This window comes from Pseudomonas sp. AU12215, from assembly GCF_001675465.2.
In the GTDB taxonomy this organism is placed as follows: Bacteria; Pseudomonadota; Gammaproteobacteria; order Pseudomonadales; family Pseudomonadaceae; genus Pseudomonas; species Pseudomonas nitroreducens.
Map to the genome: position 1 here is coordinate 32,631 of NZ_MACM02000140.1, position 23,507 is coordinate 56,137.

Below are 23,507 nucleotides of genomic sequence, written 5' to 3' on the forward strand. Positions count from 1 at the left end.
GGTACTCCTTCCCTGCCTGCGGTTTCAGTCCTTGGCGTCGTAGCGATAGGCGTAGGCACCGTAGTCGTAGGCTGCGGTGGAGGCCTTGCGCTTCACGCCATTGAGGATCGCGCCCTGCAGGTGGATGCCGCTCTGCCCCAGGCGGCGGCGCGCGGTGTCGATCTCGCTGGCCGGGCTCTGGCCGAAGCGGGTCACCAGCAGGCAGATGCCGCACAGCCGGCCGACCAGCGCGGCGTCGGTCACCGCCAGCACCGGCGGGGTGTCGACTATCACCAGGTCATACATCGACGAGGCATCGCGCAGCAGCTGGGCGAAGTTGTCGTGCATCAGCAGCTCGGACGGGTTCGGTGCGGCGAAGCCACAGGAAATGAAGTCCAGCTCCGGCACCTCGGTGGGCAGGATCACCTCGCTCAGTGGGCGGTGCGCGCTCAGCGCGTCGGACAGGCCGTGGCGCGGGGTCAGGCCGAACACCCGGTGCAGGTAGCCCTTGCGCATGTCGGCATCGATCAGCAGGGTGCGCAGGCCCGATTGCGCGACGATGGCGGCCAGGTTGCTGGAGACGAACGACTTGCCGGCTCCCGGCGCGGGGCTGGTGAGCATCACGACGTTGTTGCGCGCTTCGAGCAGGGCGAAGTGCAGGTTGGTGCGCAGGCTGCGGATGGCCTCGTTGGCCAGGTCGCCGGGGGTGGAGGCGGCCAGCAGTTTCGGCGTATGGCCGAGGATGTCGCCCTTGCGCTCCTTCTCCAGGCGCTCCTGCTGCCGCGAATAGGGAATCGCGGCGAGCACGGAAAGGCCGAGCTGTTCGATCGCCTCGGGATTCTCCACCCCACGGTAGAAGGCCTGGCGCAGGAACAGGATGCCCAGGGCGACACAGAAGCCGAGCAGGGTGGCGAGCAGCACGATGACCTTGCGCATGGGCTTGGCCGGCTGCTCGACGTTGGCCTGGGCGGTGTCGATCACCCGCACGTTGCCGATGGTGCCGGCGCGGATGATGTCCTGCTCCTGGGCCTTGTTCAGCAGGGTGGTGTAGGTCTGCCGGGTGACCTGCATGTCACGGGACAGGCGCAGCAGCTCCTGCTGGGTCGCCGGCAGGGTCTGGATGCGTTTCTGCAGTTGCGCCTTGCGGTCTTCCAGGCTGCTCATCTGCTTGAGCAGGGCCTGGTAGGTCGGGTGGGTCGGGGTGTACAGGCGGTCGTACTCGGCGCGCTTGAGCTTGAGCTCGGAGAGCTGGTTGTCGATGCCCACCACCTGGTCCAGCACGCCACGGGTCTCGACGCTGATGTCGGCAGATTTGGCCGTGGTCTGGTAGGCGTTGTAGGCGGCTTCGGCCTTTTCCAGGTCCATGCGCACCACCGGCAGCTGCGAGCGCAGGAACTGCAGGCGCTGGGAGGCTTCGGCGGAACTGCGCTCGACGTTCTGCAGCACGTAGAGCTGGCTGATCTTGTCGAGGATGCGGTCAGCCTGCAGCGGGTTCGGGTCCTCCAGGGTCATGTAGATGATCCCCGAGTCCTTGCCCGCCTCGGCCACCTTGAGCAGCTTCTGGTAGTTCAGGGTGGTGGTCAGCAGGCGGTTCTTCGCCACAATGAACTCGGTACCGGGGCGTGCCACCAGTTCGTCCACCTCGATGCTGAAGCCTTTCTCCAGCACCGGTTTCTTCAGCTCGCCGCGCAGCAGCAGCTGGCCATCGGCGTTGAGCAGGTGATAGGCGTCGCCGCCGTCGGCCACCAGGGTCAGCGGCTCACCCAGGTATTCCTCCGGCACGTCGAGGGAGAACACCTTGATCTGCTCGCCGCCCCAACCGTAGGCGCCCATGCCCAGCCAGGGTGCAGCGAGGGTCTGGCCGGCTTCCGGCTGGTAGCGCCGCGCCAGGTAGTCACCAATCAGCGGCAGGCGCTTGGGCTTGGCGACGATGTCCAGCTTCAGCAGTTCGACCGCCTTGCCGAGCACCGCGCGGGATTTCAGCAGTTCGATCTCGGTGGAGGCGATCGACACCGAGTCGGGGCGATTGATCACCTCGGGCGTGCCGTTGAGGCCGTTCTTCTTCTGCTCGATCTGGATCATCGCGCCGGAGACATAGATGGGCGTGGCGACCACTGCATAGAAGAGCCCGAGTACGGCGAACAGGCCAGTGACGGCGAGGATCATCTTCTTGTGATCGAACAGCAGGCGCAGCAGGCCGGCGACATCGATGCGGGTGTCCTGGAGCGTTTCCAGGGACGAGCGGGGCATGACACTCATGGACTTCCATCCTCCATTGAGGTAGCGCGGCTCAGCGCGCCTGAATCGGGTTCAGCCGCTTGAGCAGGTTGACGCCGTGGTTGCCGATCAACATCAGGAACGCCTGCACCTTGCGCATGGGCGAAATGGCGGCCATGGACATCCGGCAGACCTGCATCAGGAAATACTCGTTGAGCTCCTGGTTCCCCAGGCGCTGGTAGTAGCGCGACAGGCAGTAGTAGGTGTGCAGGGTCATGTGCTGCTGCACGCGGTCGGCCTGCATGGAGAAGATCCCGCCCTTGTGCACGCGGTAGGCGGCGGGACGGATTTCCTCCATGAAGCGGCCCTTGCCGTAGGCACCCAGCAGCGACCACCAGCAGAGGTCGACCATGCGCGTGGTGAGCAGCTCCTCGGGCATCTCGGTGAGCACGTTGCGGAACACCGTGGTCAGCGTGGAGATCGCCCGCGCCTGCTGCAGCTCCAGGCGGCTGGCATCGCGGCGGAACTTGCCGGTGAGCTGCATCGGCTTGATCACGCCGTCCTCGTTGAAGGTGTAGGCGTCGTGGTAGGTGATGACGTAGTCGGGATTCTTCTCGAGGAAATCGACCTGGATCTGCAGCTTGCGCGGGTCGGTCCAGTAGTCGTCGCCCTCGCAGTAGGCGATGTAGCGGCCGCGCGCCTTGCGGAACACCGGCAGGCCGTGGGACAGGCCCTTGGAGTACTGGTTTTCCTTGTGGAAGATCGGCTTGATGATGTGCGGATAGCGCGCCGCGTAGTCGGCGATCACTTCGCTGGTGCCGTCGGTGGAGGCGTCATCGTTGACCAGCACTTCGATGCGGAAGTCGGTGACCTGCTCCAGGAAGCTGTCCAGCGTGCGGCCGATGTAGTTGACCTGGTTGTAGGCCAGGCAAACGACACTCAAGAGAGGCTTCGGGTCTTCCGGCCAGTTGGAGAGGATCTGCAGCTCGGAGCGGATATCCATGTCTAGACACTCGGCTTGTGGGACGGTTTGAACAGGCGCAGCAGAGCCGGGGCAGAGCCCGCGCCAACGAGGAACAGGGTGATCAGGCCGCACGCGGCGAGCGCCGCCAGCAGCCACAGGCGCTCACCCGAGCGGGCCAGCAGCGCGTAGAAGGGCTCGCTGAGCAGCAGGCCGGCGGCGCTGAGCGCGGCGATCTGCAGGGTGTCGCGCAGCCAGGTGCCGTGCAGTTCCGGAGCGAAGGTGCGGTGCACGATCAGCGGCCAGATCAGGAACGACACCAGGCGCAGGCCGAACCAGCACAGCGCCACGCCAACGACGCCGTACAGGTAGGCGCTGGCGATCACCAGCGGCACGCTCACCAGTGTGGAAACGACGCTGTACCAGACGTGCATGCGCAGCTGGCCATGGGCGTACTGCAGGTAGAACTGGAAGCTGGCGACTGCCAGCAGGCCTGCGCCCAGCACGTACCAGACGAGGATCGGCCGGCACCAACTGGCGGCCACGGCATCGCCGCTCCAGGCCAGGACCAGGTCATGACCATGAGCGGCGATCACCGCGACCATCGGGAACAGCAGCACACAGACGAAGCGGTTCGCCTTGAGATAGAGCTGCTGCATGTCGTCGTGGCGCCCTTCGGCGACCAGCATGGTCATGCGCGGCAGCAGCGACTGCGCCAGCGGGTTGACCAGGCTGAGAATGCCGCCGGAAATCAGCGCCACCAGGGAGAAATAACCGTACTGCTGCAGGGGCAGCAGGTTCGACAGCAGGACCTTGTCCAGCTGGGTGAGCACGATCCACAGACAGGAGGTGAGCGACATGCCCAGGGCGAAGGGCAGCACCGGGCGCACCGTGTCCCAGCAGAAGCGGGTCAGCAGGCGCACGTCCATCCACAGGTAGGCCTTGCCGCCCAGCAGCAGCGCCTCGATCAGCGATACCGCAACCTGGAACTGGAAGAACACCAGCGGGTCCTGGCTGATGTGCGCCACCAGCAACAGGCCGCCGAAGTAACGCAGGGTGGTGATGAACACGTTCACGCCATTGATGTAGGCGTGCAGTTCCTGGCCCTGCAGTGCACTGCGGTAAAGCGTGGCGTACAGACGCAGGGCGACCAGCAGCCCCATCAGGCTGATGCACTGCGCCACCAGTTCCGGCGACAACTGCTGCACGTTCAGCCACTGCCCGGCGATCCAGCCGCTGCCGCCGAACACGGCCAGGGTGCTGGCGGCCGTCAGCGGCAGCAGGATCAGCTCGAACGAACGCAGCAGGCGTGCCTGGTCCTGACCTTCGCCGCTCACGTTACGACCACGGGCGCCACGGCCGTGGGCCACCTGGCGCACCAGCGCCGGCGACAAGCCGACATCGAGCAGCAGCAACCAGGTCTGCAACACCGCGAAGAAGCCGATCAGGCCGTAGGCCTCGGCGCCCAGGTGGCCGAGGTAGAACGGCTGGATCAGGATGCCGATGACGATGGCGTACGCCTGCCCTGCATAGTTGAGCAGGGTGTTGCGGACCATCGACAGCGAGCGTGCGGTGCGCATCATCGTCCCCTTACACCGCGACCGCGACGCGGCCGCTTTCCAGCAGCAGCACTTCGATCACGGCGCGCTGGATTTCCTGCGGCAGGCCCGGGTACAGGGGCAGGCAGAGGATGCGCTGGCTCAGTTCGCGGGACTGCACCTGCGGCACCTGCGGGGCGAGGTAATCGAGGGTGTCCAGCGACGGGTAGAAGTAGCGCCGCGGGTTGACGCCGATCTCGTTCAGCGCAGTACGCACGCGCAGCACCTGGGCTTCGTCACGCAGCCCGATGGGGTAGTAGCTGTTGTTCAGCCGGGCATAACTCTCGCTGGCCTGCAGGTCGTAGTAGCCACTGAGCGACGCGGTGTAGCGGGCGGCAATTTCCTCGCGCTGGGCGAGGATGTCGTCGATCTCGTCGAGCACGCACAAGCCCATGGCCGCGGAGAACTCGTTGAGCTTGGCGTTGATCCCCAGGCCGACGATCTGGTCGACGCCGGCAATGCCGAAGTTGCACATCAGGCGGATCTGCTTCGCCAGCTCGTCATCGGAGGTGACGATGGCGCCGCCCTCGATGGTGTGGAACAGCTTGGTGGCGTGGAAGCTCAGGGTGGTCGCATCGCCCCAGGCCAGGACCGAGCGGTCGCGGTAGCGCGAACCGAAGGCGTGGGCGCCGTCGTAGATCACCTTCAACCGGTTGCGCTGGGCCACCGCCTGAATCTCCTCCACCGCACAGGGATTACCGAACACGTGGGTGGCGACGATGGCGGTGGTATCCGGCGCAAGGCTGGCTTCGATGCGGGCAGGGTCGAGGTTCCAGGTCCGCGCATCGATATCGGCGAAGCGCGGACGGATGCTCTCCCACTGCAGCGTGCTGCTGGTGGCAACGAAGCTGAAGGGGGTGGTGACGGCACTCCCGGTCACGCCCAGGGCACGATAGGCCACCTGCAGGGCGATGGTGCCGTTGTTGGTGAGAATCACATGGCGAACGCCGAAGTAATCCTGCAGGCGCTCTTCCAACTCCGTGACGAAGGGGCCGTGGTTGGTGATCCAGCCGGAGGCGTAGATCTGTTCCACATAGGCCTTGAACTTGTCCAGGTTGCCCAGGTAGGTCTTGGTCACATTGATCACGGTCGCATCCCTCTGTTGGATGGAAAATCCGTTAGCTCGCAGCCGGCGTGCGCGCCGCTCAGCCCAGCGCCGACAGCGCGAAAGGCGCGTCGTCGATGCCGCTTTCCATGGGTTGCACGGCTGACGTCGCGCGGCTGGCCAGGTGCTCCTGCAGGGCCTCGATGACCCGGCCGCTGGCGTCATGGTGGAACTGCCAGACGCCATAGATGCGGCTGTCGAAGGAGCGCTCGCTGCCCAGCATCGGATTGGCCGCGAGGCCCGAGCCGAGGCCGAAGCTGTAGAGGCCGGGAATCGGCCGGCCATTGAGATCGCGCAGGCAGCCGGCGGCGTCCGAATCCAGTCCGCCCTTGCTCTCGCGCACCTGCAGCGGCTCGCCGTTGGCGCGGCGCAGCGCCGGCAGGCAGGGCTGATAGCCGATGGCCTGGACGATCACGCCGTCTTCGCTGCAGACCTGCGCCAGACGCTCGCGCACGGCGGGCGAGCGGTCCTCCAGACACAGCAGCTCGACCTTCACCCGCGTGCCGCTGACGATCCCGTTGGCCAGTACGTCGGTGCCGACCTGGTGGGCGCGGTAGCGCAGGCCGCCGGAACGGTTGACCCGGCCTGAGACCGGGCAGACATCCATGCCCTCGTCGACCACGTAGCCAGCCGCGCGGGCTTCCTCGACGCTCTCGAAGAACAGGCGGATCGGCGCGCGGTGCAGCAGGGTGATCTGCTCCAGCCCCAGGCAGTCCAGCGCGCAGGCGAGGTTGTCGAGAATCGAGAAGGCACTGTGGGAGCCGCCGACCACGGTGAAGCGGGTGCCCGGGGTGACCCGGTCGCCGAACAGCTCCACCAGCTCGGCAGGGTTCAGGCTGAGCAGCGCGTCGGAGGAGTAAACCGTCGGGCCGTCGTGGGCCAGGTGCAGGTCCTGCTCGGCCAGGCTCCAGTTCAGGTACTCGCGGTTCTGCCGCCCGCCGAGGTTCATCACCAGTGTGCCGGCGCCGATCTGCAGGCCATGGGAGCCACTGCGCAGCGCCAGCTGGAAGCTGCCGTCGTCCTGCGCGGTGATCTTCTCGATGCGGGTACCCAGCGCCACTTCGACGCCCAGGTGCTCGGTGACGTAGCGCATGAACAGGGTCGAGGCATGGGCCAGCAACTCGCCCACCTGCGTGAGCATCGGCGCACCATGGGGATCGTTCTGCAGCGCGCGAAACGCGGGCGAATGCGCCAGCGGCGCGAAGATGGGCAACAACGCCGGATCGCGCAGGCAGTCGAGGAACACATCGCCCACCGAGTTCGCGGTGATGTGATAGTCCCCCAGGCGGCCACGGCCGACCGCCAGTGCAGCGTCCACGACCAGCAGGCCATCACGGGCGAGGCTCGCCAGCGCGCCGGTCTTGTAGGCGTTGAAGAGGAACCCCATGCCTGCCGGGCCGGCGCCGCCGACCACACAGGCATAGTTGGAACGAAGAGATTGCTCGGCCATCAGCCTTGACTCCCAGCGCGACGGGGCGCGCGGCTTTCGTGATACCGGCACTGTCGGCCGGCAGGGTGGCAGCGCTCGCGCCGGAATTCCGTCACTCGCGGCGCAGCCGCAGGCACGCGCACCCTCGTCGAGAAGGTGGCGGGAGAGTCTTCGGAATGGATGGCGGATGCCGGCGAGGTAACTTCGGGGATAAATGGAAGTGAGTGTTTCGACAATGAAACAGGCACTGAATGACGCAGGGAAAGTTTCGACGAAAGTTCAGAATCGTTACACCATGGATACATGGCATAACTCATCGCCAAATTAACTAAGCGGGCGAATGCATATTGCTCATGAATACCGCAAAGTTTGACGCCAGACTTTCGCAGCCCCGTGAAAGAAACACTTTCCGAGTGCAACGGGCTGTTCTTTCTGCCTGCTTCGAGGGAACGCAAAGTTCCGTCGTTATCCATTCTTCGAGCGGCCATCGTCACTGACTCCAATCCAGGAGAAGCTCTGTACCGGGCCTTTCACAAAATTCGAAGACAAGGCTACCGCCCGAGTTCGAACGACCCGATTCAAACAACGACAATCAACTGTTCGTCCCTGGAGTGGCCGCTAGTTTTCGCTGGGCAAAGCTACCGCCCTTCGGCCTGTTCCGAAAATCTGGAAAAACAACAGCAAAAAGCTATCGCGCTTCCGCAGCAAAGAAGGCTGGCGAAAGTTGTCAGGCAGCGATAGGAAAATGACAGGAAGAAGAGGGGGGCAGAATCTTCCTTGACCTTACTGCTCTTGCGACTACTCCCTGAGGTGTCTCATCCGGACACCACACGATATTGCTATGTGGATAGTAATAGAGGGGGGAACAAAGGCATGTCAACGTAGGAAGCGCCACTACGCCAGGAATCCGACAGAAGGCAAATCAGTCTTTGTAACTTATTGATTTATAAGGCGCCATAAACCCGACACAGGCGTTTTGACAGCATAAACGTACACCTTCGAATCTGCATTAAAAGTATTAGTCGGAAAGTATTAATGTATCCGCCGCGGACACGGCGGATGTGTTTCATCCCTGAACTATGCGGTCCTTGCCGGTGCGTTTCGCCTGGTACAGCGCCGCGTCGGAGCGGCTGTAGAGCGCGGAAAGATTCTGGTCATCGGGCTGCAACAGGGTGAGCCCCTGGCTGATGGTCACGCTGAAGAAATGCTCGGCCTCGTTGAAGCGCAGACGCTGCACTTCCCGCTGCAGGCGCTCGCCGATCTGCCGCGCCATGTTCTCGTCGCAGCCGGGCAGCAGCACGGCGAACTCCTCGCCACCGATACGCCCGAACAGGTCGCCGCGGCGCAGCGCGCCAGCACCGCTCTGGGCGATGCGTTGCAGTACCACGTCGCCGACCTGGTGGCCGTAGACGTCGTTGATCTTCTTGAAGTCGTCCACGTCCAGCAGCAGGAAGGCCAGCGGCGTGGAGGTCGCCTTGCAGTCGCGGAAGGCCTGCTCGGCGCTGTCGAAGAAGTAGCGGCGGTTGCTGCTCTGGGTCAGCACGTCGGTGGTGGCCAGACGGTGCAGCTCGGTTTCCAGGTGCTTCTTGTCGGTGATGTCCTCGGCAATGCCGACGATCATCAGCGGCAGGCCGGCATCGCTGTGCTGGCTGACGAAGCATTTGTCGCTGAGCCAGCGCACCTCGCCGTCGGCCCGCAGGATCCGGTACTCGCGCTGCTCGATGGCGCCGCGCTCGAGTACTTCCTGCAGGGTGCTCTGGGCGTAGTCCAGGTCATCGGGATAGATGCAGTTGCGCCACTCGTTGTAATCCGCCAGCAGCAGCGCCGCGGAGCGACCGAAGATGCGCTCGTACGCCGGGCTGACATAGACCATGCGCTGCGCCTGCCAGTCGAAGGCCCAGAGCACCGAGTTCACACTGGCCAGCAGTGCGCTGAAAAGCTGTTCGCGCTCCTTCAGGCGCGTCACCTCGGCGCGACTGTGCAGCAATGCCAGCAGGGCCTCTTCCTGATCGGCCGGCAATTTATTCTCATCCATGTATCAGCGTCCTCCCGTTCATTGACCGGGGCTATGACCGCAAACTACGCCAGGCTGCTGCAAATTAAACGAAAAGCCCGCCGAACGGCGGGCTTTTCTTGAGACGCATCTCTCAACGTCCTAGGACGCTTCCGCCATTCAGACGGCAGGGCGCAGGGAGTAGGTCTTCAGCTGCTCGGCGAATTCGCGCAGCGACTGGATGCCGCTGGCTTCCGCCTCGTGCACCCACTGCTTGATCGCGGCGAGCATGTCGTGGCCGTTGGCGCTGGTTTTCACCCAGATCTGTTGCAGCGCCAGGCGCTTCTCGTAGATCACCTGCAAGGACTGGCTCTGCGCGAGCAGGTCCTGGATGCGCGCGTGATGGCGCTCTTCCAGCAGGCTGGTTTCCCGCGAGAGCAGTCGCTTGGCGCGACGGAACAGGTGGCGCACCGACTCGTCGGCCTTGGCCAGTTCCTGCTTCACCAGCGGGCCGATCACCAATTTGCGGTACTGGGCCATGATCTGGAAGCGGTTGTTGAGGATCGCCATGGCGGTGTCCATGTCCAGGCTGCCCTTGCCTTCCACGCGGTGGGCGATGGGCGCCACGCGGGCCACCTTGGCCAGGCGCAGGAAGCTGAACACCTTGATCCAGGCCCAGCCCAGGTCGAACTCCCACTTCTTCACCGACAGCTTCGCCGAGTTCGGGTAGGTGTGGTGGTTGTTGTGCAGTTCTTCACCGCCGATCAGGATGCCCCAGGGCACCAGGTTGGTGGCGGCGTCGCGGCACTCGAAGTTGCGATAGCCGATGGCGTGGCCCAGGCCGTTGATCACGCCGGCCGCCCACACGGGGATCCACATCATCTGCACGGCCCAGACGGTCATGCCGAGTACGCCGAACAGGGCGAGGTCGATGATCGCCATCAGCACCACGCCGCCGATGGGGAAGCGCGAGTAGAGGTTGCGCTCGATCCAGTCTTCCGGGCAGTTCTTGCCGTAGATACGCAGGGTGTCGGCGTTCTCCGCCTCCTTGCGATAGAGCTCGGCGCCGGTACGCAGCACGGTGCCCAGGCCCTTGAACACCGGGCTGTGCGGGTCTTCGGCGGTCTCGCACTTGGCGTGGTGCTTGCGATGGATGGCAGTCCACTCGCGGGTGTTCATGGCCGTGGTCAGCCACAGCCAGAAGCGGAAGAAATGCTTCAGAGCCGGGTGCAGTTCGAGCGCCCGGTGCGCGGAATAGCGATGCAGGTAGACCGTGACACCGACGATGGTGATATGGGTCAGGATCAGGGTGACCGCCACCAATTGCCACGGCGACAGATCAAGGAAACCGTTGTACCACATAGGCGATACTGTACCTCGGAAGGGGTGTGGGCAACGCCTTGCTGGGCATGCGTTGCCGGGAAAAGCCAGCCCGCATTATCACTAAGCGGGTCCGGATTACCATCCGGTCTTTTAGATACGAACAAGGCCAAGTGGCCATCATTTATACTGCTCAGCCAATAATTCCAACCCACTACCGCATGAATCCACGCCTCAGCGCCCTGCGCATCAGCTTCCTGTACCTGGTCGCCGCCACCCTATGGGTCTGGCTGGGTGACCAATGGTTACAAAATGTCCTGCGCGACCCGGCCTCGCTGGCGCGGGCATTGGAGCTGAAGAAGTACGTCTTCCTCGCGATTACCTTCCTGCTGCTGTTCTTTCTGCTCTGGCGGCACTTTCGCCGGCAGCACGCCGCCCTTGCCGCGCTGACCGACAGCGAACAGCGCCTGAGCCGCGCCTTCGCGGTGGTCGAGGACGGCATCTGGGACTGGGACCTGGAATCCCAGCGCGTCTACTACTCGCCCGGCTATGCCAGCCTGATCGGCCTGCCCCTGGAGCACCTGAGCGATGACCTGCTGCTCTGGGAGAACCGCCTGCACCCGGACGACCGCGCGCGCATCCTCGCCCTCCACCAGGACTGCATCCAGGGCCTGCGCACCCACCTGGAGTGCGTCTACCGCATCCGCCACGGCGACGGCAGCTATCGCTGGGTCCGCAGCAGCGGCCGCCTGACCCGCGCCGAAGACGGCCGCCCCCTGCGCCTGACCGGTATCAACCGCGACATCACCCACCAGCGCAGCAACGAAGACCACCTGCGCCAGGCCGCCGCCGTGTTCGAGGCGACCCAGGAAGGCCTGCTGGTCACCGATGCTCGCGGCGTGATCGTGCACATCAACCCCTCCTTCTCGCGCATCACCGGCTACAGCGCCGAAGACGTGCTCGGCGGCCAGCCCTCGGTGCTCAAGTCCGGCCGCCAGGATGCCGCCTTCTACCAGCGCATGTGGACCGCCCTGCATGAACAGGGTGTCTGGAGCGGCGAAATCTGGAACCGCCGCAAGAGCGGCGAGGTATACCCGCAGTGGCAGCACATCCGCGCCGTGCGCAACGACGAAGGCGAACTGACGCATTATGTGGCAGTGTTCTCCGACCTCAGCAGCCTCAAGCGCTCCCAGCACGAGCTGGACTTCCTCGCCCACCACGACCCGCTCACCGGCCTGCCCAACCGCCTGCTGCTGCGCGAGCGCATCGAGCAGGCGCTGGCCCGCGCCGAACGTGAAGGCAGCGGCGGCGCGCTGCTGAGCATCGATCTGGACCACTTCAAGCACATCAACGACAGCCTCGGCCACAACATCGGCGACCTGCTGATCCGCGCCGTGGCGGAGCGCCTGGAAGACTGCCTGGACGAGCGCTGCTCCCTGGCGCGCCTGGGCGGCGACGAGTTCGCCGTGGTCCTCGAAAGCCAGCAGCCGCATCACGCCAGCAGCCTCGCCCAGCGCCTGCTGGAGGCGATGAGCGCGCCCTTCGAGGTCAATGGCCAGCTCATCTATATGTCGGTGAGCCTGGGCGTCAGCCTGTTCCCCGAGGATGCACGCAACGTCGATCACCTGATGCAGCACGCCGACGCCGCGCTGTTCCAGGCCAAGGCCAGCGGACGCAACCTCTATGCCTTTTATACCCCCGAGCTGACCGCCCGCGCGCGCTCCCACGTGCAGGTGGAGTCGGCGCTGCGCCATGCGCTGGACCACGACGAACTGCGCCTGTATTTCCAGCCGGTACACGACCTCGCCAGCGGCCGCATGGTCGGCGTCGAGTCGCTGGTGCGCTGGCAGCACCCGCAACACGGCCTCATTGCCCCCAGCGAATTCATCCCGGTGGCCGAGGAAAGTGGCCTGATCACCGCCATCGACGCCTGGGTACTGGAGCGCGCCTGCCGGCAGATGCGCCAGTGGCTGGACGACGGAATCCACCTGGACTTCATCGCTGTGAACGTCTCCAGCCGACTGTTCGGCCGCGGCGGCCTGGAGGAACGCGTGGCCCTGGCCCTGGAACAGAGTGGCCTGGCACCGCATCACCTGGAGCTGGAAGTCACCGAAAGCGCGGTGATGGAAAATTTCGACCAGGCGCTGGAACTGCTTTGCCAGTTGCGCCTGCTGGGCGTGCACCTGGCCATCGACGACTTCGGCACCGGCTATTCCTCGCTGATGCGCTTGAAGCGTATGCCGGTACACAAGCTGAAAATCGACCAGGGCTTCGTCGCTGGTCTGCCGGACGACTCCGAGGACGCCGCCATCGCCTGCGCAGTGATCGCCCTGGGCCAGAGCATGGGGCTGCAGGTGGTCGCCGAGGGCGTGGAACGCCCGGACCAGGCCGCCTTCCTCCTCACCCATGCCTGCAATTTCGGCCAGGGCTACTGGTACGGCGCCCCGCAGCCGGCCGAGCTCCTGCTGCCGCAATTGCCGCGCGACACGGCCTAAAACAGGCTAAAAACTTTCTGATATATAAAAATTCTTAAACAGTATTTTTAAGAATATCCAGCTCCTGCTTACTATGCGCTCACACCGCACGCGCCGTTGGTGAATCGGCCGGTGGTCAACCCATTAGGAGCAGATACCCATGAGCGCAACCCTCCGTAGCCTGGACGGCCAGGACGAAGCCAACATCCTGCGCGAAGTGCAGAGCGCCCTGCGTGGCCTGCGTTTCGGCGCCGTCGAGATCACCGTGCACAACGGCCAGGTCGTGCAGATCGAGCGCAAGGAAAAATTCCGCCTGCAACAGAGCCCGGGCAAGCCCGCCTGAGCCTTTCGTCCCTTTATCAAGGGGCATGACTGGACCACCGGAGCCTCGCCATGAGCAAACTGCCCCACCGGTACTGCAGCTGTCAGCCGCGAATGCGTGGCTGACAACGCCCCTCCCCCGAAAGACCCTGCCCAACAAACATAAAGAACTGCATTTTTTCAGGAGCTGCACATGTCCATCCGCCGTTTCGCCCTGGCCGCACTGGCCAGCGCCCTGATTGCCGGCCCGGTATCCGCCGCCACCCAACTGCTGAACGTTTCCTACGACCCGACCCGCGAGCTGTACCAGGCCTACAACGCCGCCTTCATCAAGCACTGGAAGGCCCAGGGCGGTGATGACCTGACCGTGCAGCAATCCCACGGTGGCTCGGGCAAGCAGGCCCGCGCCGTGATCGACGGCCTGAAGGCCGACGTGGTGACCCTGGCCCTGGCCGGCGACATCGACGAACTGAACAAGCTGGGCAAGCTGCTTCCCGCCGACTGGCAGGCACGCCTGCCCGACAACAGCACGCCCTACACCTCGACCATCGTGTTCCTGGTCCGCAAGGGCAACCCCAAGGGCATCAAGGACTGGGGCGACCTGACCAAGCAGGGCGTGGAAGTCATCACCCCGAACCCGAAGACCTCCGGCGGCGCCCGCTGGAACTTCCTGGCCGCCTGGGCCTGGGCCAAGAAGCAATACGGTAGCGACGAGAAAGCCCAAGAATACGTGCAGAACCTGTACAAGCACGTCCCGGTTCTGGACACTGGCGCCCGCGGTTCGACCATCACCTTCGTCAACAACAACATTGGCGACGTACTGCTGGCCTGGGAGAACGAAGCCTTCCTGGCCAAGAAGGAACAGGGTGGCGAGAACTTCGAGATCGTCGTTCCGTCCATCTCGATCCTGGCCGAACCGCCGGTGGCCGTGGTCGACAAGACCGTCGACAAGAAAGGCACCCGCAAGGTCGCCGAGGAATACCTGAAGTACCTGTACAGCGAAGAAGGCCAGCGCATCGCCGCGCAGAACTTCTACCGCCCGCGTGATGCCAAGGTCGCTGCCGAGTTCGCCAGCCAGTTCCCGAAACTGAACCTGGTGACCATCGACAAGGACTTCGGCGGCTGGAAATCCGCACAGCCGAAGTTCTTCAACGACGGCGGCATCTTCGACAAGATCTACCAGGCGCAGTGATGCGCCACCCGCCCGGCACTGCGCCGGGCGGTCCGATCCGGCGTGCGGTGCACAGCCCGCCGGAACGAAAACCCCCGCCCCATGGCGGGGGCTTAACGCGTTCACGAGAAAGGACAGACAATGTCGCGACGCATCTCCCCGGTCATACCCGGCTTCGGGCTGACTCTGGGCTACACCCTGGTGTACCTCAGCCTGTTGGTGCTGATTCCGCTGGGGGCCATGTTCCTCAAGACGACCCAGCTTTCCTGGGATCAGTTCTGGACCATCATCACCGCGCCGCGCGTCATCGCCGCGCTCAAGCTGAGCTTCGGCACCGCGCTGATCGCCGCCCTGATCAACGGCGTGATCGGCACGCTGCTGGCCTGGGTGCTGGTGCGCTACCGCTTCCCCGGCCGCAAGATCATCGACGCGATGATCGACCTGCCTTTCGCCTTGCCCACCGCCGTGGCCGGCATCGCGCTCACCGCGCTGTATGCGCCCAACGGCCTGGTCGGGCGCTTCGCCACCGAGATCGGCCTGAAGATCGCCTATACCCCGCTGGGCATCACCCTGGCGCTGACCTTCGTGGTCCTGCCCTTCGTGGTGCGCACGGTGCAGCCGGTGCTGGCGGACATACCGCGTGAAGTGGAAGAAGCCGCCGCCTGCCTGGGCGCCAAGCCGCTGCAGGTATTCCGTCACGTGCTGCTGCCGGCGTTGCTCCCCGCCTGGTTGACCGGCTTCGCCCTGGCCTTCGCCCGCGGCGTCGGCGAGTACGGCTCGGTGATTTTCATCGCCGGCAACATGCCGATGAAGACCGAGATCCTGCCGCTGCTGATCATGGTCAAGCTGGACCAGTACGACTACACCGGCGCCACCGCCATCGGCGTGCTGATGCTGGTCGTCGCCTTCGTCCTGCTGCTGCTGATCAACCTGCTGCAGCGCCGCATCGAAACGCCCTGAGGAGCGCGCCATGAGTACCGCAAGCCTTTCCGCCGCGGCCGCTGCCAACGCTGCTCGCCGGGGTAATGTCTGGGGCCGCCGCGCCCTGATCGCGCTGGCCTGGCTGGCCTTCGCGCTGTTCCTGCTGCTACCGCTGTGCGTGGTGCTGAGCGAGGCGCTGAAGCAGGGCTTCGGCACCTTCTTCGAAGCCATCCTGGAGCCCGACGCACTGGCCGCGCTGAAGCTGACGTTGATCGCCGTGGGCATCTCGGTGCCGCTGAACCTGGTGTTCGGCGTCGCCGCCGCCTGGTGCGTGACCAAGTTCGAGTTCCCCGGCAAGAGCATCCTGGTCACCCTGATCGACCTGCCGTTCTCGGTTTCGCCGGTGATCGCCGGCCTGATCTACGTGCTGCTGTTCGGCGCCCAGGGCTACTTTGGCGAGTGGCTGAGCGAGCACGACATCCAGATCGTCTTCGCCGTGCCCGGCATCGTCCTGGCCACCATTTTCGTTACCTTCCCCTTCGTCGCCCGCGAACTGATCCCGCTGATGCAGGAACAGGGCACCCAGGAAGAAGAAGCCGCGCGCCTGCTCGGCGCCAACGGCTGGCAGATGTTCTGGCACGTGACCCTGCCGAACATCAAATGGGGCCTGATCTACGGCGTTGTGCTGTGCACCGCGCGGGCCATGGGCGAGTTCGGCGCCGTGTCGGTGGTCTCCGGGCACATCCGCGGCGTCACCAACACCCTGCCGCTGCACGTCGAAATCCTCTACAACGAGTACAACCACGTCGCCGCTTTCAGCGTTGCCACCCTGTTGCTGCTGATGGCCCTCGTCATCCTGCTGCTCAAGCAGTGGAGCGAATCGCGCCTGTCCCGCACCAAAGTCAAAGCTGACGATGAATAAGTGAGAGCCCAGCCATGAGCATCGAGATCCGTAACGTCAGCAAGAACTTCAACGCCTTCAAGGCGCTGAACGACATCAACCTGGACATCCACAGCGGCGAGCTGGTCGCCCTGCTCGGCCCGTCCGGCTGCGGCAAGACCACCCTGCTGCGCATCATCGCCGGCCTGGAAACCCCGGACGCCGGCAAAATCGTCTTCCACGGCGAAGACGTTTCGCAGCACGACGTGCGCGATCGCAACGTCGGCTTCGTGTTCCAGCATTACGCGCTGTTCCGCCATATGACAGTGTTCGACAACGTCGCCTTCGGCCTGCGCATGAAACCGAAGAAGGAACGCCCAAGCGAAGCGCGCATCGCCGAGAAGGTCCACGAACTGCTGAACATGGTGCAGCTGGACTGGCTCGCCGACCGCTACCCGGAGCAGCTCTCCGGCGGCCAGCGCCAGCGTATCGCCCTGGCCCGCGCCCTGGCGGTGGAGCCGAAGATCCTGCTGCTCGACGAACCTTTCGGCGCCCTCGACGCCAAGGTGCGCAAGGAGCTGCGCCGCTGGCTCGCGCGCCTGCACGAGGAGATCAACTTGACCAGCGTGTTCGTCACCCACGACCAGGAAGAAGCGATGGAAGTCGCCGACCGCATCGTGGTGATGAACAAGGGCGTGATCGAGCAGATCGGCTCGCCGGGCGAGGTCTACGAGAACCCGGCCAGCGACTTCGTCTACCACTTCCTCGGCGACTCCAACCGCCTGCACCTCGGCGGGGACGAGCACGTGCTGTTCCGCCCGCACGAGATCTCGCTGTCGCGCTCCGAAGTGGCCGAGCACCGCGCCGCCGAGGTCCGCGACATCCGCCCGCTGGGCGCGATCACCCGCGTGACCCTCAAGGTCGACGGCCAGGACGAGCTGATCGAGGCCGAAGTGGTGAAGGACCACGACAGCCTGACTGGCCTGGAACGTGGCGAGACGCTGTACTTCAAGCCGAAGGCGTATCAGCCGGTGGCCAACATCTGATCCGGCAAACCGCTTTTCTGTAGGAGCGAGCTTGCTCGCGAACATCTCCGCTACGGGGCCGGGTTCGCGAGCAAGAACTGAGCGTCCTCCTCGCTCCTACAGAGAGCCACCCGCGCTTTCCCCTGACTGCCAATCCCTCGTATCCTGCCGGCCTTGCTTTCAACAAGGCCCGGCCATGTTCGACGCCCTCCCGCAACACCTCGAACTGATCGTCCTCACCTTCCTCCTCGCCGGCCTGGTGAAGGGCGTGGTCGGGCTCGGCCTGCCCACGGTCGCCGTCGGGCTGCTCGGGCTGGTGATGCCGCCGATGCAGGCTGCCGCGATCCTGGTCGTCCCCTCCACCGTCACCAATATCTGGCAGCTGGCTGCCGGCCCGCGCTTCCTCGGGTTGTTCAAACGGTTGTGGGGGATGCTGCTCGGCATCGTCGTCGGAACGCTGGCGGTGGGTTGGCTCCTGGCGGGGGAAAACTGGCCGGCAGCCACGCCGCTGCTGGGCGTGGCGCTGATCCTCTATGCGTTGCTGGGACTGTCGAACCAACGCTTCAGCGTGGCGCCGCAGCACGAGCGCTGGCTATCGCCGGTGATCGGTCTGATCACCGGCGGCGTCACCGCCGTGACCGGCGTCTTCGTGATTCCCGCCGTGCCTTTCCTACAGGCCCTCGACCTGGAGAAGGACGATCTGGTGCAGGCACTGGGGCTGTCGTTCACCGTCTCGACGCTGGCCCTGGCGATCACCCTCAGCCAGCACGGCTCGCTGTTGCAGGCGGATGTGCTCGGCTTGTCCCTACTGGCCCTGCTGCCGGCGCTGGCAGGCATGTACCTGGGCACCTGGCTGCGTTCGCGGATCAGCCCGCTGGCGTTCCGCCGCTGCTTCTTCGGCGGGCTGTTGCTGCTGGGCGCGGACCTCGCAGTTCGCGGTATTTGATCTCGCGCCGGATTGCTTTTCTGTAGGAGCGAGCTTGTGACCCACAGGGATGTGGGGAATGCCGTTATCCGAAGGGAACGGATTCGGCCTCGCGAACCCGGCCCCGAGCGAGGGTTTGTTCGCGAGCAAGAACGAGGCGTCCCCTCGCTCCTGTAAGTGTTAATCCCGCACAGCTTCGTCCAGATGCTGTAGCAGGAAATCCCGGCTCGACTCGACGATCGCCTTCTGTGCCTGTTCGCTGGCCACCATGCGCGCCAGCACCAGCGCGCCGACGCACTGCGCCAGCAATGCCCAGGCGTCTTCCGCCGAACCCAGCACCTCAGCCCAGGCCTGCTGCAATTCCACCAGCGCATCCTCGGCGCTTTGTCGCACTGACTCGTCGGCGCGGGCAATCTCCGCGCCCAGCGCCGGAATCGCGCAACCGGCAGCCGAATCCTGCACATGGGTGACGTTCAGGTAGCGCTTCAACCCGCGCTCCAGGCGCGCGCGGTCGAGCACCTTGCCCTTCGCCGCGAGGCGCTCGACGCTCTGGCTCAGCTCGCGCTCGACGATGGCGGCGAACAGTTCGTCCTTCGAACCGAAGTGGTTGTAGAACGCCCCGCCGGACAGCCCCACGGCCTTCATCAGCCCGTCCACGCCGGTGGTGGCGAAACCGCCCTGCTTGGCGAGCGAGCCGCTGCTGTCGAGCAGGCGCTGGCGGGTTTCTTCCTTGTGGGTTGCTGAGTAGCGCATGGAGCGCCTCCGTCGAAGCGGTTGACGATGCGTCGAATATTAACATAACGTTCGTTTACCTAACGACCGTTTACCAAATTTCGCGCACCCCAGAGGAAACGAGAATGTCGAACAAGAAAGTCGTCCTGGTGATCGGCGCCGGCGATGCCACCGGCGGCGCCATCGCCCGCCGTTTCGCCCGCGAAGGCTACGTCGCCTGCGTCACCCGGCGCTCGGCGGACAAACTGCAGCCGCTGGTGGATGCCATCCGCGCCGAAGGCGGCGAGGCCCACGGCTTTGCCTCCGACGCCCGCAAGGAAGAAGCGGTGATCGAACTGGTGGAGACCATCGAGCGCGACATCGGCCCCATCGAAGCCTTCGTCTTCAATATCGGCGCCAACGTACCCTGCAGCATCCTCGAAGAGACCGCGCGCAAGTACTTCAAGATCTGGGAGATGGCCTGCTTCTCCGGCTTCCTCACCGGCCGCGAAGTGGCCAAGCGCATGGTCAAGCGCCAGCGCGGCACCATCCTGTTCACCGGCGCCACGGCCGGCCTGCGCGGCGCCTCGGGCTTCGCCGCCTTCGCCGGCGCCAAGCACGGCATCCGCGCCCTGGCCCAGAGCATGGCCCGCGAACTGGGGCCGATGGGCCTGCACGTCGGCCACGTGGTGGTGGACGGCGCCATCGACACCGAATTCATCCGCGAGAACTTCCCGCAGAAGTACGCGCAGAAGGACCAGGACGGCATCCTCGACCCCGAGCACATCGCCGACAGCTACTGGTATTTGCATTCGCAACCGCGCGATGCCTGGACCTTCGAACTCGATCTCCGCCCCTGGATCGAGCGCTGGTAAAAATCGGCAGACGACTAGCTGCGCGTCGGCCAGGCGTCGTTGGAGTCCAGCAGGGGCTGCTCATCTACAAACGTAAACTCCGCGCCTCTGCTGAATTCCGCCTAGCCTGGCGCTAGCTCGCAAGGTCATATGCCGATTTTGCGAACCCACATAAAAAGAGAGAGCCACTCATGAGCAAATCCGTCGAGTTCTACTTCGACTTCGGCAGCCCGACGTCCTACCTGGCTTATACCCAACTGCCGGGCATCTGCGCCGAATCCGGCGCCGAGCTGGTCTACCGCCCGGTCCTGCTGGGCGGCGTGTTCCAGGCCACCGGCAACGCCTCGCCCATCGCCGTGCCGGCCAAGGGTCGCTACACGCTGATCGACATGACCCGCTTCGCCCGCCGCTATGGCGTGCCGATGAAGATGAACCCGCACTTCCCGATCAACACCCTCACCCTGATGCGTGCCGCCACCGGCGTACAACTGCGCCAGCCGGAGCGTTTCGAGGCGCTGCTGGCCTGCGTGTTCAAGGGTATGTGGGTGGATGCGCTGAACCTGGGCGACCCGGCGGTGCTCGGCCCGTTGCTGGCCGAGGCGGGCTTCGACCCGCAGGCGCTGCTGGCGCTGACCGCCGAGCAGGAAGTGAAGGATGCGCTGAAGGCCAACACCGAAGCGGCGATCAAGCGCGGCATGTTCGGAGCGCCGACCTTCTTCGTCGGCAACGAGATGTTCTTCGGCCAGGATCGTCTGGATTTCGTTCGCGAAGCGCTGGCGTAAAGCGGTTCTCGAGTACCGTAGGGCGCATAACCTGGAACAGGTTATCCGCCGGCAGGAAGCGGTTCGCGAGCAAGCTCGCTCCTACGAAAAGCCCACCGATGCAGCCCTGTAGGAGCGAGGGGGACGCCTAGTTCTAGCTCGCGAACATCACAGCGCCAGGACAGCCGAGCGACGCAGGCCGAAGAACTCCAGTTCGGCGAACAGCAGGACCACCAGCGCCTGGCCGATGACGAAGGCATAGCCCAGGGCGGTCGGCTGCACATAGCCGGTCACCAGCAGGGCAGCGCTCTCCACCACCCACAGCGCGTTCAGCGCGATCACGGCCCAGACTCCGGTGCGCGACAGCGCCGGCTGATTGGACATCCAGTAGAGCACCAGCGCCAGCGGCAACAGGACGATGCCGGCCACCAGCAACAGAACGAAGGGCAGGCCCAGCAGCTCGCCCAGCGGTTGTGCAGCCACGGCCATCAGCAGGCCCATGGCGCCACCGGCCAGGGCGTCGACTTTCAGGGTGAGGCGAAGCAGCGGGGACGGTTGCAGCAAAGTCATGGCAAAGCTCCTTCAAGTGTCGCCACCGGTTGGCAGCGTGTGGCTGAAGAATCCGCCCCTGGCGTAAGCCCGTCGATTACCTGCCAGGTAATGGCCGCATCGAAGCGGGAGGTCTATCGTTGCCTCCCATGAACAGCCCAGCCCAACCTGTCGGCGCCCTGCTCCGCCAATGGCGCCAGCGCCGCCGACTCAGCCAGCTCGACCTCGCCTGCGACGCGGATATCTCCACGCGCCACCTGAGCTTCGTCGAAACCGGACGCGCCCTGCCCAGCCGCGAGATGCTCCTGCACCTGGCGGAGCAACTGGACATTCCGCTGCGCGAGCGCAACCGCCTGCTCAGCGCGGCGGGCTACGCCCCGGTGTATTCGGAGAAAGGCCTGGACGATCCGGCGCTGACCGTGGCGAAACAGGCCATCGACCAGTTGCTCAAGGCCCACGAGCCGAACCCGGCGATGGTTGTGGACCGCCACTGGAATCTGCTGGCGTCCAACCGCACGGTGGATATCTTTCTGCTCGGCGTCGCCCCGGAGCTGCTGCAGCCGCCGATCAACGTGCTGCGCATGAGCCTGCACCCCAAGGGCCTGGCGCCGCGCATCCTCAATCTCGGGCCGTGGAAGGCGCATGTAGTGGAGCGCTTGCAGCGCGACTACGAGGCCAGCGGCGACCCGGCATTGGCGGCGTTGCGCGACGAGGTGGCCGCCTATCCGGCGCCGCCCTACGACGAGGCAGCCAGCGGCGACATGGTGCTGATCCCGGTGCAATTGCAGACGGAGCTGGGCGTCTGCAGCCTGATCGGCACCATCACGGTGTTCGGCACGCCGGTGGACGTGACGCTGTCGGAGCTGGCGCTGGAAACCTTCTTCCCGGCCGACCCCGACAGCGCCCGGATCCTGCGCCAGCTCAGCGACACAGAATGAGCTGAATCAGGCGGTCGCCTTCTTCTCGCGGATGCAGGTGGGGCCGGCGCGCTCTTCCACGGCGTGGCGCACTTCGTCGCGCAGGCCAAGCAGGAAGGCCGCTTCGGCAGCGACGAACAGCGGGCCGACGATCAGCCCGGTGAGGTCATCGACGAACGCCGGCTTGCGCCCCTCATACCAGTGGCCGACGAACTGGATGATCCAGCCCACCACGAACAGGCCGATCCCCCAGGCAAGCCAGGATGCCGTGGTGCCGGCTGCGAATGCGGCGCCGATCCACAGCGACAGCGCCAGCAGCGCAGTCATCAGCAGGCCGAAGCGCAGGTCCAGGCGCAGGTAGAAAACGACAGAGGCAAGCGCCAGCAGCGTGGCCGGTGAGACCAGCAGGCCGCCCAGCTCGAAGCCGGGGCGCGACAGCAGGGTAGCGATGGCCAGCACGATCATCGGGATGCCGATGAAATGGCTGACGATGTTCCGCCGGTCACGATGGTAGGCGGCATATTGGGCAAGGTGGTCGACGAGCGTTTTCATTGTTGTTCTCCCGCAAGGTACTGGCATCATGGCGATGTGCGCCTCGCCACTCTGTCAGCTAGCCGACATTACCCATGACCGACGCCAAGCCCTACCTCGCCCGCCTGCCGGAAGGCCGCTGGTTCCAGACCCTGCCCGAGGGTCTGCGCCAGGCCCTGTGCGAAGCCGCCCTGGTGCGCCGCCTGCCCGCCGGCCAGCGCCTGTTCGCCCGTGGCGACGCGCCGTGCGGCCTGTATTGCGTGGTGGATGGGGCGATGCGCGTCAGCGTGGTCGGCGAGAGCGGCAAGGAAGCGCTGCTGGCCCTGGTGGAAGCGCCCAACTGGTTCGGCGAGATCTGCCTGTTCGACGGCCAGCCGCGCACCCACGACGCCTACGCCGAAGGTGCCACCGTGCTGTTGCAGGTGCCCCTGGCGCCGCTGCAGGCGCTGCTGGCGCAGCACCCGGAATACTGGCGCGACTTCGCCCTGCTGATGAGCCACAAGCTGCGCATCACCTTCGCCGTACTGGAAGAGCTGTCGCTGCTGCCCGCCGCGCCGCGCCTGGCCCGGCGCCTGCTGATGATCGCCGAGGGCTACGGCGAGTCGGCCACTGCCAAGCGCGAGCTGCACCTGCCCCAGGAGCAGTTGGCGGCCATGCTCTCGCTGTCACGGCAGACCACCAACCAGATCCTCAAGGACCTGGAAGCCCAGGGCATCGTGCGCCTGAGCTACGGCGGCATCGAGATCCTCGACCGCGAACGCCTGCGCCAGGCGGCCCACGTCTGACCTCTGCCGGCCCGTCTAGAAAAAAAGCCAGGCGAGTCTCGACAACCTACGATGGTCGAGCCCGTCGCCCCCTCGTTCTA

The 23,507-nt window shown here is 65.0% G+C and carries 21 protein-coding genes; 11 read left to right on the forward strand and 10 right to left on the reverse strand.

Annotated features, from left to right (window positions below; translation table 11 throughout):
- Nucleotides 1-24: 24 nt before the first annotated feature.
- The 7 genes from A9513_RS19330 to desA all read right to left on the reverse strand — a co-directional run bounded on the left by A9513_RS19330 (nt 25) and on the right by desA (nt 10,644).
- The gene (locus A9513_RS19330) at nt 25-2,238 is read right to left on the reverse strand and encodes a polysaccharide biosynthesis tyrosine autokinase (RefSeq protein ID WP_037011021.1); all 2,214 of its coding nucleotides are present in this window, start codon (nt 2,236-2,238) and stop codon (nt 25-27) included.
- A 31-nt stretch (nt 2,239-2,269) separates the two neighbouring features.
- Entirely contained in the window at nt 2,270-3,199 is a 930-nt protein-coding gene (locus A9513_RS19335) for a glycosyltransferase (RefSeq protein ID WP_024762127.1), read from the reverse strand.
- Nucleotides 3,200-3,201: 2 nt separating this feature from the next.
- Nucleotides 3,202-4,737 (reverse strand): lipopolysaccharide biosynthesis protein, encoded by a 1,536-nt coding sequence (locus tag A9513_RS19340; protein WP_024762126.1) that lies wholly within the window; start codon nt 4,735-4,737, stop codon nt 3,202-3,204.
- 10 nt (nt 4,738-4,747) lie between these two features.
- Nucleotides 4,748-5,842: a DegT/DnrJ/EryC1/StrS aminotransferase family protein gene (locus tag A9513_RS19345; RefSeq protein ID WP_024762125.1), complete on the reverse strand. Its 1,095-nt coding sequence runs from the start codon at nt 5,840-5,842 to the stop codon at nt 4,748-4,750.
- Nucleotides 5,843-5,900: 58 nt separating this feature from the next.
- The gene (locus A9513_RS19350; RefSeq protein WP_024762124.1) at nt 5,901-7,310 is read right to left on the reverse strand and encodes a hypothetical protein; all 1,410 of its coding nucleotides are present in this window, start codon (nt 7,308-7,310) and stop codon (nt 5,901-5,903) included.
- Nucleotides 7,311-8,355: 1,045 nt separating this feature from the next.
- The gene (locus tag A9513_RS19355; protein WP_024762123.1) at nt 8,356-9,324 is read right to left on the reverse strand and encodes a sensor domain-containing diguanylate cyclase; all 969 of its coding nucleotides are present in this window, start codon (nt 9,322-9,324) and stop codon (nt 8,356-8,358) included.
- 138 nt (nt 9,325-9,462) lie between these two features.
- The gene (desA, locus tag A9513_RS19360; protein WP_024762122.1) at nt 9,463-10,644 is read right to left on the reverse strand and encodes a delta-9 fatty acid desaturase DesA; all 1,182 of its coding nucleotides are present in this window, start codon (nt 10,642-10,644) and stop codon (nt 9,463-9,465) included.
- A 179-nt stretch (nt 10,645-10,823) separates the two neighbouring features.
- Here desA and A9513_RS19365 point away from each other — a divergent pair, with 179 nt between their 5' ends.
- The 7 genes from A9513_RS19365 (at nt 10,824) to A9513_RS19395 (ending at nt 18,340) form a co-directional block, all read left to right on the forward strand.
- Entirely contained in the window at nt 10,824-13,097 is a 2,274-nt protein-coding gene (locus tag A9513_RS19365) for a bifunctional diguanylate cyclase/phosphodiesterase (protein WP_024762121.1), read from the forward strand.
- A gap of 139 nt (nt 13,098-13,236) precedes the next feature.
- Nucleotides 13,237-13,419 (forward strand): sulfur starvation response protein OscA, encoded by a 183-nt coding sequence (gene oscA, locus A9513_RS19370; protein WP_017520779.1) that lies wholly within the window; start codon nt 13,237-13,239, stop codon nt 13,417-13,419.
- Between the two features lie 171 nt (nt 13,420-13,590).
- Nucleotides 13,591-14,589, forward strand: a complete 999-nt coding sequence (locus tag A9513_RS19375) for a sulfate ABC transporter substrate-binding protein (RefSeq protein ID WP_024762120.1) — start codon at nt 13,591-13,593, stop codon at nt 14,587-14,589.
- 120 nt (nt 14,590-14,709) lie between these two features.
- Nucleotides 14,710-15,528 (forward strand): sulfate ABC transporter permease subunit CysT, encoded by an 819-nt coding sequence (cysT, locus tag A9513_RS19380; RefSeq protein ID WP_017520777.1) that lies wholly within the window; start codon nt 14,710-14,712, stop codon nt 15,526-15,528.
- Between the two features lie 10 nt (nt 15,529-15,538).
- Nucleotides 15,539-16,411, forward strand: coding sequence for a sulfate ABC transporter permease subunit CysW (gene cysW, locus A9513_RS19385; protein ID WP_065085324.1), 873 nt, complete (start codon nt 15,539-15,541; stop codon nt 16,409-16,411).
- Nucleotides 16,412-16,425: 14 nt separating this feature from the next.
- On the forward strand, nt 16,426-17,415 hold the full coding sequence (locus tag A9513_RS19390) for a sulfate/molybdate ABC transporter ATP-binding protein (protein WP_065085325.1): 990 nt from the start codon (nt 16,426-16,428) through the stop codon (nt 17,413-17,415).
- A 175-nt stretch (nt 17,416-17,590) separates the two neighbouring features.
- Nucleotides 17,591-18,340, forward strand: coding sequence for a sulfite exporter TauE/SafE family protein (locus tag A9513_RS19395; protein WP_024762117.1), 750 nt, complete (start codon nt 17,591-17,593; stop codon nt 18,338-18,340).
- A gap of 159 nt (nt 18,341-18,499) precedes the next feature.
- On the opposite strand, the gene A9513_RS19400 is transcribed toward A9513_RS19395, so the two are convergent.
- Entirely contained in the window at nt 18,500-19,072 is a 573-nt protein-coding gene (locus tag A9513_RS19400; RefSeq protein WP_065085326.1) for a TetR/AcrR family transcriptional regulator, read from the reverse strand.
- A 104-nt stretch (nt 19,073-19,176) separates the two neighbouring features.
- Here A9513_RS19400 and A9513_RS19405 point away from each other — a divergent pair, with 104 nt between their 5' ends.
- Together A9513_RS19405 and A9513_RS19410 are read left to right on the forward strand one after the other, a co-directional pair.
- A complete protein-coding gene (locus A9513_RS19405; protein WP_024762115.1) occupies nt 19,177-19,905 on the forward strand; it encodes an SDR family oxidoreductase in 729 nt (242 codons plus the stop codon).
- Between the two features lie 170 nt (nt 19,906-20,075).
- A complete protein-coding gene (locus A9513_RS19410; protein WP_065085327.1) occupies nt 20,076-20,666 on the forward strand; it encodes a 2-hydroxychromene-2-carboxylate isomerase in 591 nt (196 codons plus the stop codon).
- Between the two features lie 147 nt (nt 20,667-20,813).
- On the opposite strand, the gene A9513_RS19415 is transcribed toward A9513_RS19410, so the two are convergent.
- Nucleotides 20,814-21,215: a hypothetical protein gene (locus tag A9513_RS19415; protein ID WP_065085328.1), complete on the reverse strand. Its 402-nt coding sequence runs from the start codon at nt 21,213-21,215 to the stop codon at nt 20,814-20,816.
- 128 nt (nt 21,216-21,343) lie between these two features.
- On the opposite strand from A9513_RS19415, the gene A9513_RS19420 reads away from it, so the two are divergent.
- Nucleotides 21,344-22,132, forward strand: a complete 789-nt coding sequence (locus A9513_RS19420) for a helix-turn-helix domain-containing protein (protein WP_065085329.1) — start codon at nt 21,344-21,346, stop codon at nt 22,130-22,132.
- A gap of 6 nt (nt 22,133-22,138) precedes the next feature.
- Here the strand turns inward: A9513_RS19420 and A9513_RS19425 are convergent, their stop codons facing one another.
- The gene (locus A9513_RS19425) at nt 22,139-22,663 is read right to left on the reverse strand and encodes a DUF962 domain-containing protein (protein ID WP_065085330.1); all 525 of its coding nucleotides are present in this window, start codon (nt 22,661-22,663) and stop codon (nt 22,139-22,141) included.
- A 74-nt stretch (nt 22,664-22,737) separates the two neighbouring features.
- Here A9513_RS19425 and A9513_RS19430 point away from each other — a divergent pair, with 74 nt between their 5' ends.
- A complete protein-coding gene (locus A9513_RS19430) occupies nt 22,738-23,427 on the forward strand; it encodes a Crp/Fnr family transcriptional regulator (RefSeq protein WP_065085331.1) in 690 nt (229 codons plus the stop codon).
- Nucleotides 23,428-23,507 lie beyond the last annotated feature (80 nt).